This is a genomic window from Mycolicibacter icosiumassiliensis, assembly GCF_900078685.2.
Classification (GTDB): domain Bacteria; phylum Actinomycetota; class Actinomycetes; order Mycobacteriales; family Mycobacteriaceae; genus Mycobacterium; species Mycobacterium icosiumassiliensis.
Genome location: NZ_LT546166.1, coordinates 2,086,869 through 2,100,856, shown reverse-complemented (window position 1 = coordinate 2,100,856; position 13,988 = coordinate 2,086,869). Strand labels below are relative to the sequence as shown.

At 67.9% G+C, this 13,988-nt stretch carries 16 protein-coding genes; 10 read left to right on the top strand and 6 right to left on the bottom strand.

Going from position 1 to position 13,988, the window contains the following annotated elements; all coding sequences use genetic code 11:
• Positions 1-37 precede the first annotated feature (37 nt).
• The 4 genes from era (at position 38) to BN4346_RS33950 (ending at position 4,026) form a co-directional block, all read left to right on the top strand.
• Positions 38-934 carry a GTPase Era gene (gene era / locus BN4346_RS33965; protein ID WP_067971519.1) on the top strand — a complete coding sequence of 299 codons (897 nt, stop codon included), beginning with the start codon at positions 38-40 and terminating at the stop codon, positions 932-934.
• Positions 935-1,018: 84 nt separating this feature from the next.
• Positions 1,019-1,693 (top strand): DUF5642 family protein, encoded by a 675-nt coding sequence (locus BN4346_RS33960; RefSeq protein WP_067971516.1) that lies wholly within the window; start codon positions 1,019-1,021, stop codon positions 1,691-1,693.
• A gap of 3 nt (positions 1,694-1,696) precedes the next feature.
• On the top strand, positions 1,697-2,572 hold the full coding sequence (locus BN4346_RS33955) for an SDR family oxidoreductase (RefSeq protein ID WP_067971513.1): 876 nt from the start codon (positions 1,697-1,699) through the stop codon (positions 2,570-2,572).
• Positions 2,569-4,026, top strand: coding sequence for a flavin-containing monooxygenase (locus BN4346_RS33950; protein ID WP_067971510.1), 1,458 nt, complete (start codon positions 2,569-2,571; stop codon positions 4,024-4,026). Before BN4346_RS33955 ends, BN4346_RS33950 begins: the two co-directional genes overlap by 4 nt.
• Here BN4346_RS33950 and BN4346_RS33945 read toward each other — a convergent pair.
• From BN4346_RS33945 to BN4346_RS33935, 3 genes are all read right to left on the bottom strand, one after another.
• Entirely contained in the window at positions 4,023-4,889 is an 867-nt protein-coding gene (locus BN4346_RS33945) for a sulfurtransferase (RefSeq protein WP_096867514.1), read from the bottom strand. The two genes, BN4346_RS33950 and BN4346_RS33945, sit on opposite strands and share 4 nt — an antisense overlap.
• A gap of 13 nt (positions 4,890-4,902) precedes the next feature.
• Positions 4,903-5,241, bottom strand: a complete 339-nt coding sequence (locus BN4346_RS33940; RefSeq protein WP_067972383.1) for a hemophore-related protein — start codon at positions 5,239-5,241, stop codon at positions 4,903-4,905.
• Between the two features lie 122 nt (positions 5,242-5,363).
• Positions 5,364-6,812 (bottom strand): amidase, encoded by a 1,449-nt coding sequence (locus tag BN4346_RS33935; RefSeq protein ID WP_078058594.1) that lies wholly within the window; start codon positions 6,810-6,812, stop codon positions 5,364-5,366.
• A gap of 26 nt (positions 6,813-6,838) precedes the next feature.
• Between BN4346_RS33935 and recO the strand changes: the two genes are divergently transcribed.
• From recO to BN4346_RS33910, 5 genes are all read left to right on the top strand, one after another.
• Positions 6,839-7,747, top strand: coding sequence for a DNA repair protein RecO (gene recO / locus BN4346_RS33930; RefSeq protein ID WP_208863238.1), 909 nt, complete (start codon positions 6,839-6,841; stop codon positions 7,745-7,747).
• 111 nt (positions 7,748-7,858) lie between these two features.
• Positions 7,859-8,245 (top strand): hypothetical protein, encoded by a 387-nt coding sequence (locus BN4346_RS47265; protein WP_078058592.1) that lies wholly within the window; start codon positions 7,859-7,861, stop codon positions 8,243-8,245.
• Positions 8,246-8,328: 83 nt separating this feature from the next.
• A complete protein-coding gene (locus BN4346_RS33920; RefSeq protein ID WP_067971503.1) occupies positions 8,329-9,549 on the top strand; it encodes a class I SAM-dependent methyltransferase in 1,221 nt (406 codons plus the stop codon).
• 82 nt (positions 9,550-9,631) lie between these two features.
• Entirely contained in the window at positions 9,632-10,519 is an 888-nt protein-coding gene (locus BN4346_RS33915) for a decaprenyl diphosphate synthase (RefSeq protein WP_067971499.1), read from the top strand.
• Positions 10,519-10,908: a hypothetical protein gene (locus BN4346_RS33910; protein WP_067971498.1), complete on the top strand. Its 390-nt coding sequence runs from the start codon at positions 10,519-10,521 to the stop codon at positions 10,906-10,908. The genes BN4346_RS33915 and BN4346_RS33910 overlap by 1 nt, the downstream gene beginning before the upstream one ends.
• Before the next feature lie 13 nt (positions 10,909-10,921).
• Here the strand turns inward: BN4346_RS33910 and BN4346_RS33905 are convergent, their stop codons facing one another.
• Both BN4346_RS33905 and BN4346_RS33900 read right to left on the bottom strand, forming a co-directional pair.
• Positions 10,922-11,314, bottom strand: coding sequence for a Fur family transcriptional regulator (locus BN4346_RS33905; RefSeq protein WP_067971497.1), 393 nt, complete (start codon positions 11,312-11,314; stop codon positions 10,922-10,924).
• Positions 11,311-11,703 carry an ArsR/SmtB family transcription factor gene (locus BN4346_RS33900; protein WP_067971496.1) on the bottom strand — a complete coding sequence of 131 codons (393 nt, stop codon included), beginning with the start codon at positions 11,701-11,703 and terminating at the stop codon, positions 11,311-11,313. Before BN4346_RS33900 ends, BN4346_RS33905 begins: the two co-directional genes overlap by 4 nt.
• A gap of 126 nt (positions 11,704-11,829) precedes the next feature.
• Here BN4346_RS33900 and BN4346_RS33895 point away from each other — a divergent pair, with 126 nt between their 5' ends.
• The gene (locus tag BN4346_RS33895; protein WP_067972376.1) at positions 11,830-13,227 is read left to right on the top strand and encodes a glycine--tRNA ligase; all 1,398 of its coding nucleotides are present in this window, start codon (positions 11,830-11,832) and stop codon (positions 13,225-13,227) included.
• A gap of 6 nt (positions 13,228-13,233) precedes the next feature.
• On the opposite strand, the gene BN4346_RS33890 is transcribed toward BN4346_RS33895, so the two are convergent.
• Positions 13,234-13,983: a hypothetical protein gene (locus tag BN4346_RS33890; protein WP_067971493.1), complete on the bottom strand. Its 750-nt coding sequence runs from the start codon at positions 13,981-13,983 to the stop codon at positions 13,234-13,236.
• Positions 13,984-13,988: the final 5 nt, after the last annotated feature.

Below are 13,988 nucleotides of genomic sequence, written 5' to 3'. Positions count from 1 at the left end.
GATCTCGCGCTGAGTACACGTTCGGTGAGAGGGAGTCATGTCTGAATTCCATTCCGGCTTCGTATGTTTCGTCGGCCGGCCCAACACCGGCAAGTCGACTCTCACCAACGCCCTGGTGGGTACGAAGGTGGCGATCACCTCGAACCGCCCGCAGACCACCCGGCACACCATCCGCGGGATCGTGCACCGCGACGACTTCCAGATCATCCTGGTCGACACTCCCGGCCTGCACCGGCCCCGGACGCTGCTGGGCAAACGGCTCAACGAATTGGTCAAAGACACCTATTCCGAGGTCGACGTCATCGGCCTGTGCATCCCCGCCGACGAGGCCATCGGGCCGGGGGACCGCTGGATCATCGAGCAGATCCGCGTCGTCGCACCCAGAACCAAGCTGGTTGTCGTCGTCACCAAGATCGACAAGACCACCCGCGACAAGATCGCCGCACAATTGGTCGCGGTCGGCGAGCTGGCGCCCGAAGCCGAGATCGTGCCGGTGTCGGCGATCAGCGGCGAACAGGTCGACGTGCTGATCGACGTGCTGGCCGCCGCGCTGCCCGTCGGGCCCGCCTTCTACCCGGACGGGGAACTGACCGACGAGCCCGAAGAGACCCTGATGGCCGAGTTCATCCGGGAAGCCGCCCTGGAGGGGGTGCGCGACGAACTGCCGCATTCGCTGGCGGTAGTGATCGAGGAGGTGCGCCCGCGCGACGATCGGGAAGACCTGATCGAGGTATATGCGCTGCTGTATGTCGAGCGCGACAGCCAGAAGGGGATCGTGATCGGCCGCGGTGGCGCCCGGCTGCGCGAGGTGGGTACGGCAGCGCGCACGCAGATCGAGAAGCTGTTGGGTACCAAGGTGTTTCTCGACCTGCGGGTCAAGGTGGCCAAGAATTGGCAGCGTGACCCCAAGCAGCTCGGTCGACTGGGCTTCTAGAGCGGGGCGGATTGGCGCGTATCGCGCCCGAACGCCGACGGCCACCGCCCGCGGCCGGGGAATCGGCATTGGTAGATTCCTTGGATGCCCGTACGCAAGTCGTTGCTTGTCTCCTCGGTTGGCCTCATCGTGTGTGCGCAAGCACTTGCCGGCTGCGGGGGAAGCCAAAAGCCGGTCGACACCACCAAGCTGTTCAACGTCCAGTCGACGTTCGGCTCGGACTTCAAGACCCAGACCAAGGGTCCCAACGACATCGACCCGAAGATCCTCGGGCCGCAGAAGATGCCGCCCGGCGTGACGTTCGATCCCGCCGACTGCGCCGATTACGCCGCCAGCAGCGGCCGGCCGCCGAAGGGCATCCGGGGCAAGATGTCGATGGTCTCGATCCTGGGCAACGGCAACCAGCTGGTCGCGATAGCCATGCAGGCCGAGCAGGACCTGCCTTATGACGCCGCGGGCGCCGAGAAGTGCAAGCACGTCTCGTTCAACGCCGGAAAGCTCACCGGCTACCTCGACGAGGTAGACGCGCCGCAGATCGACCACGCGACGACGACAGGTTCGCACTCGGAGATCGAGATCACCGGCAAGGACGGCCAGCAGCAGTCCCGCGAGTCCTACACCTTCACCGCCTACCTGGGCAGCGCGCTGGTGCAGGTCACCGCGAACCCGCAGCCGGTCCGCGGCCAGCCGCCGACGATGGTCGACGCCGACCGGGCACGCCAGTTGCTGGTCGATGCGGTGTCGGCGCTGCGCGACTAGCCCATGACGACGAAGCAATCGGTCGGCGACGCCCGAGTGCTGATCACCGGTGGCGCCCGCGGGATCGGGGCGGCCACCGCCAAGCTGCTCGCCGCCCACGGCGCCCGCGTGTGGATCGGTGACGTCGACGAGGACACCTGCCTGGCGACCGCCGCCGAACTCGGCGTCTGCGGTGGCCGGCTCGACGTGACCAGCGCGGCGTCCTGGCAAGACATGCTGGCGCGCATCGAGACGGACTCCGATGCGGGGGGCCCACTGGACATCCTGATCAACAACGCCGGGGTGATGCCGCTCGGAGCCTTCGAAGCTGAGACGCAGCAGGTCAGGGACCTGATCCTGGACGTCAATATCCGCGGTGTGCTTAACGGTATGCAGGCGGTGCTGCCCGGCATGGCCCGACGTGGCCGCGGCCATGTCGTCAACGTCGCCTCGATGGCCGGCATGATTCCGGTGCCGGGCATGGTCACCTACAACGCGAGCAAATTCGCGGCCCTGGGGGCATCGCTGTCTGCGCGGCGCGAGTACGCCGGCACCGGTGTCGCGGTCTCGGCGGTGCTGCCGTCGGCGGTGCGGACCGAGCTGACCTCCGGCGCCCCGCTCGGCGGCGGCATGCCGACGGTCGATCCGGAAGATGTGGCCGCGGCGATCCTGGCGGTGCTGCGATCACGTGCCGCTCGCCGGTCGGTGCCCCGCTGGGTGGCTCCCGCGTGGTCGATGACCGCGTTTGTGCCCGAGTGGCTGCAGAGTCTGGCCCGGCGCCTGGTCGATGATCGGCGGGCGTTGACGTCCCTCGACACCGCAGCACGCAGCGCCTACATCGAGCGGGTGGACCGGCAGGCCCGTGCTCATCACGCCCACCCGGAGAGTCCGGCCTCGTGACCGAACGTGAGCCCCGCGTCATCATCATCGGGGCGGGCGTCGCGGGTATCACCACCGCCCACGTTCTGCGTGAGCAGGGTTTCGCCGATATCACCGTGCTGGAGAAGGGCTCCGACGTGGGCGGGGTCTGGTACTGGAATCACTACCCGGGTCTGCGGTGTGACGTGCCCTCGCAGATCTACCAGTTCGGTTTCGCGCCGAAGGCGGACTGGCGGCACACCTGGGCCACCGGCGCGGCGATTCAGCGGTATCACCGCGACGTCGTCGACGAGCTCGGGCTGGCGGAGCTGATCCGGCTCGATACCGAGGTCACCGACGCCCACTGGGATGAGCACCGGCACTGGATTGTCACCACCGCTGCCGGTGACGAGTTGGTCGCCGACTTCCTGATCTGCGCGACCGGAGTGCTGCACCACCCGGTCATCCCCGAGATCCCCGGGCTGGCCGACTTCGCCGGCCCGGTGGTGCACACCGCCCGTTGGGACGACGATCTCGACACCAACGGAAAGCGGATCGCGGTGATCGGCACCGGATCGACCGGTGTGCAGGTGGTGTCCGCGTTGCAGCCCGACGCCGCATCGATCGAGCACTATGTGCGTTCGGCGCAGTGGATCCTGTGGGCACCCATGTCACTGCGGCAACTGCCGGGTGTCGGCGCGGTACTGGCACGCTTGCCGAAGTTGCATCGCCGGCTCTACCGGTTGATGGCGTTCGGCGGCTCGGCGTTGCTGACCGATGTCACCACCCGTCCGACATGGCGCCGCCGGGCGGTGCAGGCCTACGCCCGGGCCTGCTTGCGAATCCAGGTGCGCGACAAAACGTTACGGGCCAAGCTCCAGCCGGACTACGAGCCGTTGTGCAAGCGTCAGGTGGTGTCGGGAAGCTATTACCGGGCCATCGGCGCCGATAACGCCGACCTGGTCACCGACGGTATTGCCGAAGTCACCGCGAACGGTATTCGCACTGTGGATGGCACCCACCGCGACGCCGACGTGATCGTGCTGGCGACCGGCTTCCACGCCCACAACTACATGCGCCCCATGCGGTTGCAGGGTCGGAACGGGATCAGCATCGACGACGCCTGGGCGAAGGGCCCGCGCGCCTACCAGATGACCGCGATTCCCGGCTTCCCGAACCTATTCACGGTGTTGGGGCCTAATTCGCCCACCGGCTCGATCTCCCTGCAGTACACCTCGGAGCTGACCGCGAACTACATCGCGCAGTGGCTGGCGAAGTTCCGGGCCGGCGAGCTGACCACCGCCGAGGTCACCGACCAGGCCACCACCCGGTTCAACGACGACGTCGCGATCGCGATGGGCCCGACAGTGTGGAACACCGGCTGCAATTCCTGGTACCTCACCGAGGGCGGCGCCGTCGACCTGTGGCCGTTCGACCGCACCACGATGAAGGCGATGCTGGGCAGCCCCGATCCGGCGGCCTTCCACCTGTCTTAGTGCTCGCCGCGTGCCACCGGCCGGGACGGATCTGCACTCCACTGCGACCATGACCCCGGGAACATGGCCGCGGAGCGGCCGCCAGCGGCCAGTGCCGCGACGATCACCGTGGCACTGATCCCCGAACCGCAATAGGCGCCCACCGTGTTGTCGGCACCGATACCGCGGGCGGCCAGCAGACCGGCGATCGCGTCGTCGGGCAGGAAGGTCCCGTCGGCGGCCAGCAGGGCGGTGAACGGCAGGTTCTTCGCGCCCGGGATGTGACCTGCGGCCGCATCGATCGGCTCCGCCTCGGCGCGGAATCGCTCGGGGGAGCGGGCGTCGAGCAGCGCCAGGGTGCCGGTGCGGGCACCGTCGCCGGCCTCGTCAGCGGTCAGGGTGGGCCGGATGCCGTCGTAGAGGTCTTCGGGAAGCAGGGTGACGTTGCCCGGCTCAGGTGTCACCTCGCCGGTCTGCAGCTCACCGCCTGCCGACGTCCACGCCGGCAGGCCACCGTCGAGAATGCGCACATCGGCCACCCCGGAGGTGGTCAGCAACCACCACAACCGCCCGGACGCGGCCCGGTACCAGTCGTCGTAGACCACCACCGGCCGATGACGCCGTACCCCCCATCGGCGGGCTGCGGCTTCCAGATTGCGGCCGGTCGGCAGGGGATGGCGGCCCCGGCCGGGCACGGTGTGGTCGGACAACTCGTCTTCGAGCGAGACGTACACCGCACCCGGAACGTGGCCGTGAAGGTATGCCTGATACCCGTCCGGCGCTTCCAGGCTCCAGCGGACGTCGAGGACGGTTACCGGATCACCGGCCCGCAGGAGCTCGGTGAGCTCCGCGGCGGTGATCAGGACCTTGCTGCGCGGACCCACCGCGGGGATCCGCTCAGTAGTTGTTGCAGGAGTTGGCGACCGAAGTGATGGTGCCGACGTACTGCTGAGCCTCCGGCATGGCCTGGACCATGCCGGCCATCTGCTGCCGCTTGGCCGGCGGCGCGTTCAGGAACATCTGCAGCATGCCCGGCCCGTTCGGGCTGGCGTCGAACTCGGCGGCTGCGGACGGGTTCTCCGCGACCAGCGCCGCGTGCACCTGCGAGTAGCTGCAGGTGGTGTTGATGATCGGGCCGAGGTCGGGGCTCGCGGACGCGAACCCGGCTCCGGCGGAGAGCGAAAGAGCCAGACTGCCAGCTGCGACAGCGAGCCTGGTCAAGGACAGAGAGGCCATTTTGCGGACGCCTTTCACCAGTGCACCTTTACGGGGATATGAAGACCTAAGTCAAGACTGGCCAAGCTTAGCCGACCTCCGCGCAACCCGCTGAAGCCGCAGCTAGCGGCGTTCTGGGGTGCTTACGAGCTGTGGCTGGGCTCGGTACGCCACCACGGTGTGGGCTGCCGAGCCGCCCAGCCGTTGATGCCCTCCAGCTCGGCGGCCAGCGAGACCAACAAGCCGTCGCTGTTGGCCGGACCCATCAACTGCACTCCGATCGGCAGCCCCTCGGAGGTGAACCCGGCCGGCACGTTGATCGACGGCCAACCCAGCAGGTTCCACGGCCAGGTCACCGGGCAGGCGGCGATCATGGCGCGGTCGGTCTCCCAGCTGCCCAGGTCGTCGAAGGTGTTCACCAGTGGTGGCGGCTGGGCGGTGGTGGGCGCCAGCACCACGTCGACGATGCGAAAGATCGAGCCCACCCGGCGCTGATCCTGGGCCTCGTGGGCACGGGCCTTGCGCAGCACGGCCTGCGACAGCAGCCGGCCGGTGCGCATATTGGCCAAGGTCCGTGGGTCGAGGCTGACTCCGCCCCTGAGGCCGTTGGCGGCGCCCCACACTCCGGCGGTGGACCGGGACAGGAAATTCCAGGACAGGCGCAGCCCGTAGTCGGGGTTCCCCGGGACCACGGTGTGCCCGAGCAGCCGCAGCTGCTCGGCGGTGCGTTCCAGCGCGGCCCTGATCTCCGGATCCAGCCGAGCCGGGAACCCGGTGTAGGGGAACTGGGTCGACAACGCGATACGCAGCTGCCCCGGCGCGGTCCGCACATAGTCGGAGACCCGCATAGGCGGTGGTTTGTGCAGGTCGCCGTCGGCATTTCCGGAAACCGCGTCCAGCACCAGCGCCGCGTCCTCGACGGTGCGGGCCAAGATCCCGTTGACGGTCAGCCCGTTGAACGCCTCCGGCAGCGGCCAGGTGGAGATGCGGCCGCGCTGCGGCTTGATGCCGACCAGATGTGTCCACGCGGCGGGGATGCGCACGCTGCCGGCTCCATCGGATCCGATGGCTGCGGCGACCAAACCCGCGGCCACTGCGGCGGCGCTGCCCCCCGACGACCCGCCGGGAGTGTGCCGGCGGGACCAGGGGTTGCGGGTGTGGCCGAACCCGGGGCCGCTGGTGAACGGCCACTGGCCCAACTCGCAGGTGTTGGTCTTGCCCACGATCACCGCGCCGGCGGCCCGCAGTCGACGCACCACCTCGGCGTCGTGGCCGGCGGGCTCGACGTACCCGGAGGTGCCGAACGAGGTGGCCACCCCCGCGATGTCGGTGTCGTCTTTGATTGCGATCGGGATGCCCAGCAGCGGCGCGCGGTGGCCCGCGGCCCGACGCCGGTCGGCTTCAGCGGCGCTGACCAGGGCCGACTCGGTGAACACCACCCGGAAGGCGTTCAGCGTGGATTGGCTGGCGTCGATGGCGTGCAGCGCCCGACGCACCAGGTCGACAGAGGTCATCTCGCCGGCGGCCAGCTGGTAAAGCTGCTCGGTGAGGGTGGGGAAGCGGGTGCCGGACGCCGCGGGCGGGTGGGTCATCGCAGCAGCTTGCCAAGTCATTGGGCGTGTCCCAGTCCAAGGTCCGGATCATCTCGCGCTATATCGGCGGCGGCTTCGGATCGAAGCTAGGCATCGCGCCCGAGAGTGTCGCCGCCGCCATCGCCGCCAAGCGGCTGAACCGTCCGGACCGGGCGGTGGTGCTGCGCCAGCACAAGCTCGGCGAAGCCGACCGGATCGTCACTTTGCTTACCCGCGACCATGGGCTGGTCCGCGCGGTGGCCAAGGGGGTGCGTCGTACCCGCAGCAAGTTCGGTGCCCGGCTGGAGCCGTTCGCCCACATCGACGTGCAGCTGCACCCCGGCCGCAACCTCGACATCGTCACCCAGGTGGTGTCGGTGGACGCGTTCGCCACCGACATCGTCAGCGACTACGGCCGCTACACCTGCGCCTGCGTGATATTGGAGACCGCGGAACGCCTGGCCGGTGCTGAGCGAGCCCCGGCGACGGCGTTGCACCGGCTCACCGTCGGTGCGCTGCGCGCGGTGGCCGACGGTCGACGCTCCCGTGAACTGGTACTGGACGCCTATCTGCTGCGTGCCATGTCGGTGGCCGGGTGGGCGCCGGCACTGACCGAGTGCGCCCGTTGCGCGACCCCCGGTCCGCATCGGGCATTTCACGGCGCGGCCGGTGGCAGCGTCTGCGGCCACTGCCGCCCGGCTGGTTCGACCACCCCGCCGATGGGTGTGCTGGATCTGATGTCGGCATTGCATGACGGCGACTGGGAGGTCGCCGAGCTTTCCACGGCGGCGCATCGTAGCCATGCCAGCGGATTGGTGGCCGCGCATCTGCAGTGGCACCTGGAACGTCGGCTGCGAACGTTGCCGTTGGTGGAGCGGGTTCAGCAGCGGCCGGCCGGGCACGACGTCGACGCTGAGACGCAGGTTCAACCCCGGCCGACCGGCAGCGACGGCTGATCCACCTGGCACCGACCTGGGGATTGCGTCCGTTTCGGTGGACTATTCGGGCGTCGGCGGTAGGCTGATGCGACTTTACGATCCCTAGGTTCAATCAGGAAGGCAGGCCGAATGTTTCACGACACCGGGTGGGGGCGCTGGGCGCACAGGACGACACCGGGCTTTGGAGCCGGTATCGGTGCGGCGGCCGGAGCGCTGCTCGTCGTGGGAATGATGCCGGCCGTGGCTTCCTGCGCGCGGAGCGTCGACCCCGGCCCAGCTGCCGGGATTACGGCGCCGTTGCCGGGGCACGGCCCCGGGGCGGACGGTGCCGATGGCGCCGACGGCGCCAATGGTGCGGACGGCGCCAATGGTGCTGACGGTGCGCCAGGCGCCGGCGGCCAGGGCGGTAAAGGTGGCCAGGGCGGCAAGGGCGGTAAGGGCGGCCAAGGCGGCAAGGGTGGTGCCGGCGGCCAGGGCGGTCTGGGCGGGCGAGGCGGTAACGGCGGCCGATTGTGAGCCGCGCCGCACCGGCCAAAACTGCTCCCGCTAAAGTCTGATCCGATCCGGCGGGGGGCAACTCGACAAGGAGCCACAAAGAAGTGACCGAGAATCCACGTGCAGACGTCGTCTCCCGGCAGTATGAGCGGTGGACTTACCCGCCGCCCATCAACGACCTGCAGGCATGGTCGGCCGGAAACTGGGAGTGGTTCGACCCGAGCCACGCGCACCGGGTGCTGTGGCCGGATCGTGAGTACCGTCCCGACCTCGACATCCTGATCGCGGGCTGCGGTACCAACCAGGCGGCGGTCTTCGCCTACAACAACCCCCAGGCCAAGGTGGTGGCCGTCGACATCAGCGCGTCGTCGCTGGGGCACCAGCAGTACCTCAAGGACAAGCACGGGCTGTGGAACCTGGAGCTGCGCCAGCTGCCGATCGAGGAGCTGTCCACGCTGGGGCAGGACTTCGACCTGGCGATCTCGACGGGCGTGCTGCACCACATGGCAGACCCGAAGGTGGGCATGAAGGCGATCGCAGAGCGCCTGCGGCCCGACGGTGTCGCCGGCATCATGCTCTACGCGCGCTACGGCCGGATCGGCATCGAAATCCTGGAGACGGTCTTCCAGGACCTGGGGTTGGAGCAGAGCGACGAGTCCATTCAGACCGTCCGCCAGGCCATCCGCCTGCTGTCGCAGGACCACCCGGTTCAGCCGTACCTCAAGATCGCCGGCGACCTGGCCTCGGACTCGGGCCTGGTGGACACGTTCCTGCACGGTCGGGCGAAGAGCTACGACGTCGACGGCTGCATCGATCTGGCCACCTCGGCCGGATTGGACTTCCAGGGCTGGCTGCTCAAGGCGCCGTACTACGCCCACGATGTGGCTGTGCCGAACTCCGGCTTCTACGACAAGGTGAACGCCCTGCCGGAGGAGAAGATCTGGTCGGTGATGGAGCGCATCCACACCCTCAACGCGCGGCACTTCTTCATTGCCACCCGGCCCGAGCGGCCCAAGAGCAGCTACACGATCGACTTCTCGACACCCGAGAGCCTCGACTACGTGCCGTTGTTCCGCTTCAAGTGCGGCTTGAACGGCAACGAGATCTTCCGTTCCGGCTGGCGGATGCCGCTGAACCCGGCTCAGCTGCCGTTTGTTCAGAGCATCGATGGTCGTCGCAGCATTCGTCAGATCGCCGCGGACCTGGCGCAGGCCGGTGGCCCGGCTCGCGCCAGCGCCGCGGACCTGGAGAAGTTCGGGCGCAAGCTGTTCCAGTCGCTGTGGCGCCTGGACTTCGTCGCGATCGATCTGAGTGCCGGTTCCTGATCGTCGGTATGTCCGGTAAGCCGCCGCGGCGACCGCATGGTCGCCGCGGGCGGCGCCGAACCGATCGGGAAAGATAGGGCGCATGGTGTTGAATCGGGCCAACCGGAAGGTCGTCTTCCCGCAGCTGCCCGCCGCACCCGACGACTATCCGGTGTTCCCGGACAAGTCCACTTGGCCGGTGATTTTCCCGCAGCTGCCGTCGCCGCCGGGCGGTGGGCCGTGCCGCCCGCCGCAGCACACCTCCAAAGCAGTAGCCCCGCAGATCCCCGCCGAGGCGCTGCCTAACCACGTTGCTGTCGTCATGGACGGCAACGGCCGCTGGGCGACCCAGCGCGGGTTGGGCCGCACCGAGGGGCACAAGATGGGCGAGGCGGTGTTGATCGACATCACCTGCGGTGCTATCGAACTCGGCATCAAGTGGCTGACGGTGTATGCGTTCTCCACCGAGAACTGGAAGCGCTCCGCTGAGGAGGTCCGCTTCCTGATGGGGTTCAATCGCGAGGTGGTGCGTCGGCGCCGCGAGAACCTCAACGCGATGGGCGTGCGGATGCGCTGGGTGGGTTCGCGGCCGAAGATGTGGCGCAGCGTGATCAAAGAATTCGAGATCGCCGAAGACATGACCGTCGGCAACGACGTCATCACCATCAATTACTGCGTCAACTACGGTGGGCGCACCGAGATCGCCGAAGCCGCCCAGGCCATCGCGCAGGAGGCGGTGGCGGGCAAGCTGAACCCGAGTCGGATCAACGAGGCCACCATCGCGCGGCATCTGCACCGGCCCGACATGCCCGACGTCGACCTGCTCATCCGCACCTCGGGGGAGCAGCGGTCGTCGAACTTCATGCTGTGGCAGGCGGCCTATGCCGAGTTCATCTTCCAAGAGAAGCTGTGGCCGGACTACGACCGCCGCGACCTGTGGGAGGCCTGCGAGCAGTACGCCTCGCGGCAGCGCCGGTTCGGAACGGCGTGATGACGGCGCTGGCCGACCGCCTTGCCACGGTGCTCGCCGAGGTGCTGGCCGTTGATGCCGAGCCCGACGGTGCGCTGACGGTCCGCCACGACGGCACGCTGGCGTCGTTGCGGGTGGTGCCGATCGCCGAGGATCTCGAGCTGGTGTCGCTCACCCAGATCTTGGGGTGGGATCTGCCGCTGACCAAGCAGCTGCGCAAGCGCGCCGCCGAGCAGGCGGCCCTGAGCCAGCTCGGGACCGTCAGCCTGGTCGAGAAGGATGCCGAGTCCGCAGATGTGATGCTGCGCTACAACTTTCCCGGTTCGGGCCTGACCGACGACGCGCTGCGCACGCTGGTCCTGTTGGTGCTGGCCAAAGGCGTCGACATCCGGGATGTACTCAGCGCCTAAAGGCGTGTGGGGATCACTTCCGGCAGTCGGCGCAGGTGCCGAAGATCTCGATGGTGTGGCCGACGTCGGAGTAGTCGTGCTCGGCAGCGATGCGGGCCGCCCACTCCTCGACTTCGCGGTCGCCCACTTCGACGGTGGCCCCGCAGTCTCGACACACCAGGTGGTGGTGATGATGATCCGAGCAGCGCCGGTATACCGATTCGCCGGTGTCGGAACGCAGGGTGTCGACCTGCCCGGCCGTGGCCATCGCCTGCAATGTGCGATAGACGGTGGTCAGTCCGATGTTCTCGCCGCGCTCACGCAGCGCGTCATGCAGCTCCTGGGCCGACCGGAAATCGTCGACGGTCTCCAGCAATGCCGCGATCGCCGCCCGCTGCCGGGTGGAGCGCACGCCGGGGGCGGTCAACGGTCCTCACCGGCATGGGCCACCGCGTCGATGGCGATGTGCGCCAAGTGATGATCGGCCAGCCGGTAGAGCACCTCGCGGCCGGAACGTTCCCCGGCCACCACCCCGGCCGCCTTGAGGATCTTCAGGTGCTGACTGACCAGCGGCTGCGGCACTCCCAGCGCGTCGACGAGTTCGTGCACGCAGCGGTGTGACTCCTGCAGCTGCAAGACGATCGCGATGCGCACCGGGGCGGCCAGCGCGCGCAGCAATTCCCCGGCGGCGTCGAGGATCTCCCGCGGCGGTGGCGCGGGGAAGGCCGGACCGGTGTGCTGGTGACCGTCGGCCACCAGACCAGACGCTGAGGAGGGCACAGCACCACCTCCGCACGCGTTGGAAATCGTTTTCATCTGGCACCCACTGTTCCATGCGTGGTGATGCATGTCAAAGAACTCCGGCGGTGTCGATACGATGACTGATGTTTTGCGTGTCGGCATCGCCGGCGCGGTCCCGTCAAGACAGGAGTGCACCCCCTCGTGGCGTCCATCATCGACACCGTTGCCAATCTGGCCAAGCGACGTGGCCTGGTCTTCCAGTCGGGCGAAATCTACGGCGGCACAAAATCGGCGTGGGACTACGGGCCACTCGGGGTGGAGCTCAAGGAGAACATCAAGCGACAGTGGTGGCGCTCGGTGGTGACGTCCCGCGACGACGTCGTTGGCTTGGACAGTGCGATCATCCTGCCGCGTCAGGTGTGGGTGGCCTCCGGGCACGTCGCGGTGTTCAACGACCCGCTGGTGGAGTGCCTTAACTGTCACAAGCGGCACCGCCAGGACCACATGCAGGAAGCGGTGGCACTGAAGAAGAGCACCGGCGGCACCGCCGTGGATCCAGACTCCGTGCCGATGAGCGAGATCGCCTGCCCGGACTGCGGTACCAAGGGTCAGTGGACCGAGCCCCGTGACTTCAACATGATGCTCAAGACCTACCTGGGCCCGATCGAGTCCGAAGAGGGCCTGCACTACCTGCGGCCCGAAACGGCGCAGGGCATCTTCGTCAACTTCGCCAACGTGGTGACCACGGCACGTCGCAAGCCGCCGTTCGGAATCGGCCAGATCGGCAAGAGCTTCCGCAACGAGATCACCCCCGGCAACTTCATCTTCCGGACCCGTGAGTTCGAGCAGATGGAGATGGAGTTCTTCGTCGAGCCGTCCACCGCAGCCGAGTGGCACAAGTACTGGATCGACACCCGCCTGCAGTGGTACATCGACCTGGGTATCAATCCGGAGAACCTGCGCCTCTACGAACACCCGCGCGAGAAGCTGTCGCACTACTCCGACGGCACCACCGACATCGAGTACAAGTTCGGTTTCGCCGGCAACCCGTGGGGTGAGCTGGAGGGTATCGCCAACCGCACCAACTTCGACCTGACCACGCACTCGGAGCATTCCGGTGTGGACCTGTCGTTCTACGACCAGGGCACCGACACCCGCTACGTCCCGTACGTGATCGAACCGGCAGCCGGCCTGACCCGCTCACTGATGGCCTTCCTGGTCGACTCCTACCACGAGGACGAGGCCCCCAACGCCAAGGGCGGGGTGGACAAGCGCACCGTGCTGCGGCTCGACCCGCGGCTCGCGCCGATCAAGGCCGCCGTACTGCCGCTTTCGCGTAATGCCGACCTGTCGCCGAAGGCGCGGGATCTGGCCGCCGAGTTGCGTCAGTCCTGGAACGTGGAGTTCGACGACGCCGGCGCGGTCGGCCGGCGCTACCGGCGCCAGGACGAGATCGGCACCCCGTTCTGCATCACTGTCGACTTCGACTCGCTCGAAGACCATGCCGTCACGGTGCGTGAGCGCGACACGATGTCTCAGGAGCGGGTGGCCATCGACGCGGTCTCCGACTATCTGGCCGTGCGCCTCAAGGGCTGCTGATCGCGTTCAGTCCCCGGCGATTTCGGGCGCTGGCGGCCGGACGGGCTTGAACCAGTCGGTTCGGGCGCGCCAGGACAGCACGGATGCGTAGCTGAACGCGGCGGCGCTCACGCCTGCGCAGATCCAGGTGGGCAGCGTGACCGCACTGCCGAGGAGTACGCAAGTCAACTGCGCGATGATCGCTGCGACTTTGAAGACGACCCACACCAGGTAGTACTGCACGGAAGTCTTCGAGCGCGGATCGCTGCGCAAGGGCAGCAGTATCCGGCCGGTGAACCCGAACAGATACAGCGCCAACGCGGCGCCCAGCGCCCAATACGCCGCGAACCACGGGCCGCGGGGGGCGAAGACATCCAGGTACTCGGGATGTCCTTGATCGGCCACGCAGAACACCACGACCGTCAGCGGCAGACCGAGTTTCAACGGCGTCGTGAGGTGGCGGCGCCCCAGCAACCGGGCTTGGTCCTCGTCGGTCAACCGCGTCGCCAGGTGCTCGAACATGACCGCCACCGCAGCGAACATGCAGAGCACGGCGAGCAGGCCCGCGACGTTCCACAACCCGGACACGCGATGTAGGAGCGGGTCGACATGCGTGGGCCCCAACGGGGACATGAGCAGTCCCGCGCAACCGATGAGGAGCAGGACGCGCGAAGGATTGGTGTCCCAGCGCGAACCCCAGGTGTGGCGGCGGACCCACAGCGCGTACCCGCACGCCACCAGGGCCGCCACCACGACGACATCGACAAGTCCGAACATGGATT

Excerpts from the sequence above, each read along its gene's own strand:
- era (WP_067971519.1), top strand. The coding sequence starts at position 38 with ATGTCTGAATTCCATTCCGGCTTCGTATGTTTCGTCGGCCGGCCCAAC.
- BN4346_RS33960 (WP_067971516.1), top strand. The coding sequence starts at position 1,019 with ATGCCCGTACGCAAGTCGTTGCTTGTCTCCTCGGTTGGCCTCATCGTG.
- BN4346_RS33955 (WP_067971513.1), top strand. The coding sequence starts at position 1,697 with ATGACGACGAAGCAATCGGTCGGCGACGCCCGAGTGCTGATCACCGGT.
- BN4346_RS33940 (WP_067972383.1), bottom strand. The coding sequence starts at position 5,241 with ATGGCCTCTCTGTCCTTGACCAGGCTCGCTGTCGCAGCTGGCAGTCTG.
- BN4346_RS33935 (WP_078058594.1), bottom strand. The coding sequence starts at position 6,812 with ATGACCCACCCGCCCGCGGCGTCCGGCACCCGCTTCCCCACCCTCACC.
- BN4346_RS47265 (WP_078058592.1), top strand. The coding sequence starts at position 7,859 with ATGTTTCACGACACCGGGTGGGGGCGCTGGGCGCACAGGACGACACCG.
- BN4346_RS33915 (WP_067971499.1), top strand. The coding sequence starts at position 9,632 with ATGGTGTTGAATCGGGCCAACCGGAAGGTCGTCTTCCCGCAGCTGCCC.
- BN4346_RS33910 (WP_067971498.1), top strand. The coding sequence starts at position 10,519 with ATGACGGCGCTGGCCGACCGCCTTGCCACGGTGCTCGCCGAGGTGCTG.
- BN4346_RS33900 (WP_067971496.1), bottom strand. The coding sequence starts at position 11,703 with ATGAAAACGATTTCCAACGCGTGCGGAGGTGGTGCTGTGCCCTCCTCA.
- BN4346_RS33890 (WP_067971493.1), bottom strand. The coding sequence starts at position 13,983 with ATGTTCGGACTTGTCGATGTCGTCGTGGTGGCGGCCCTGGTGGCGTGC.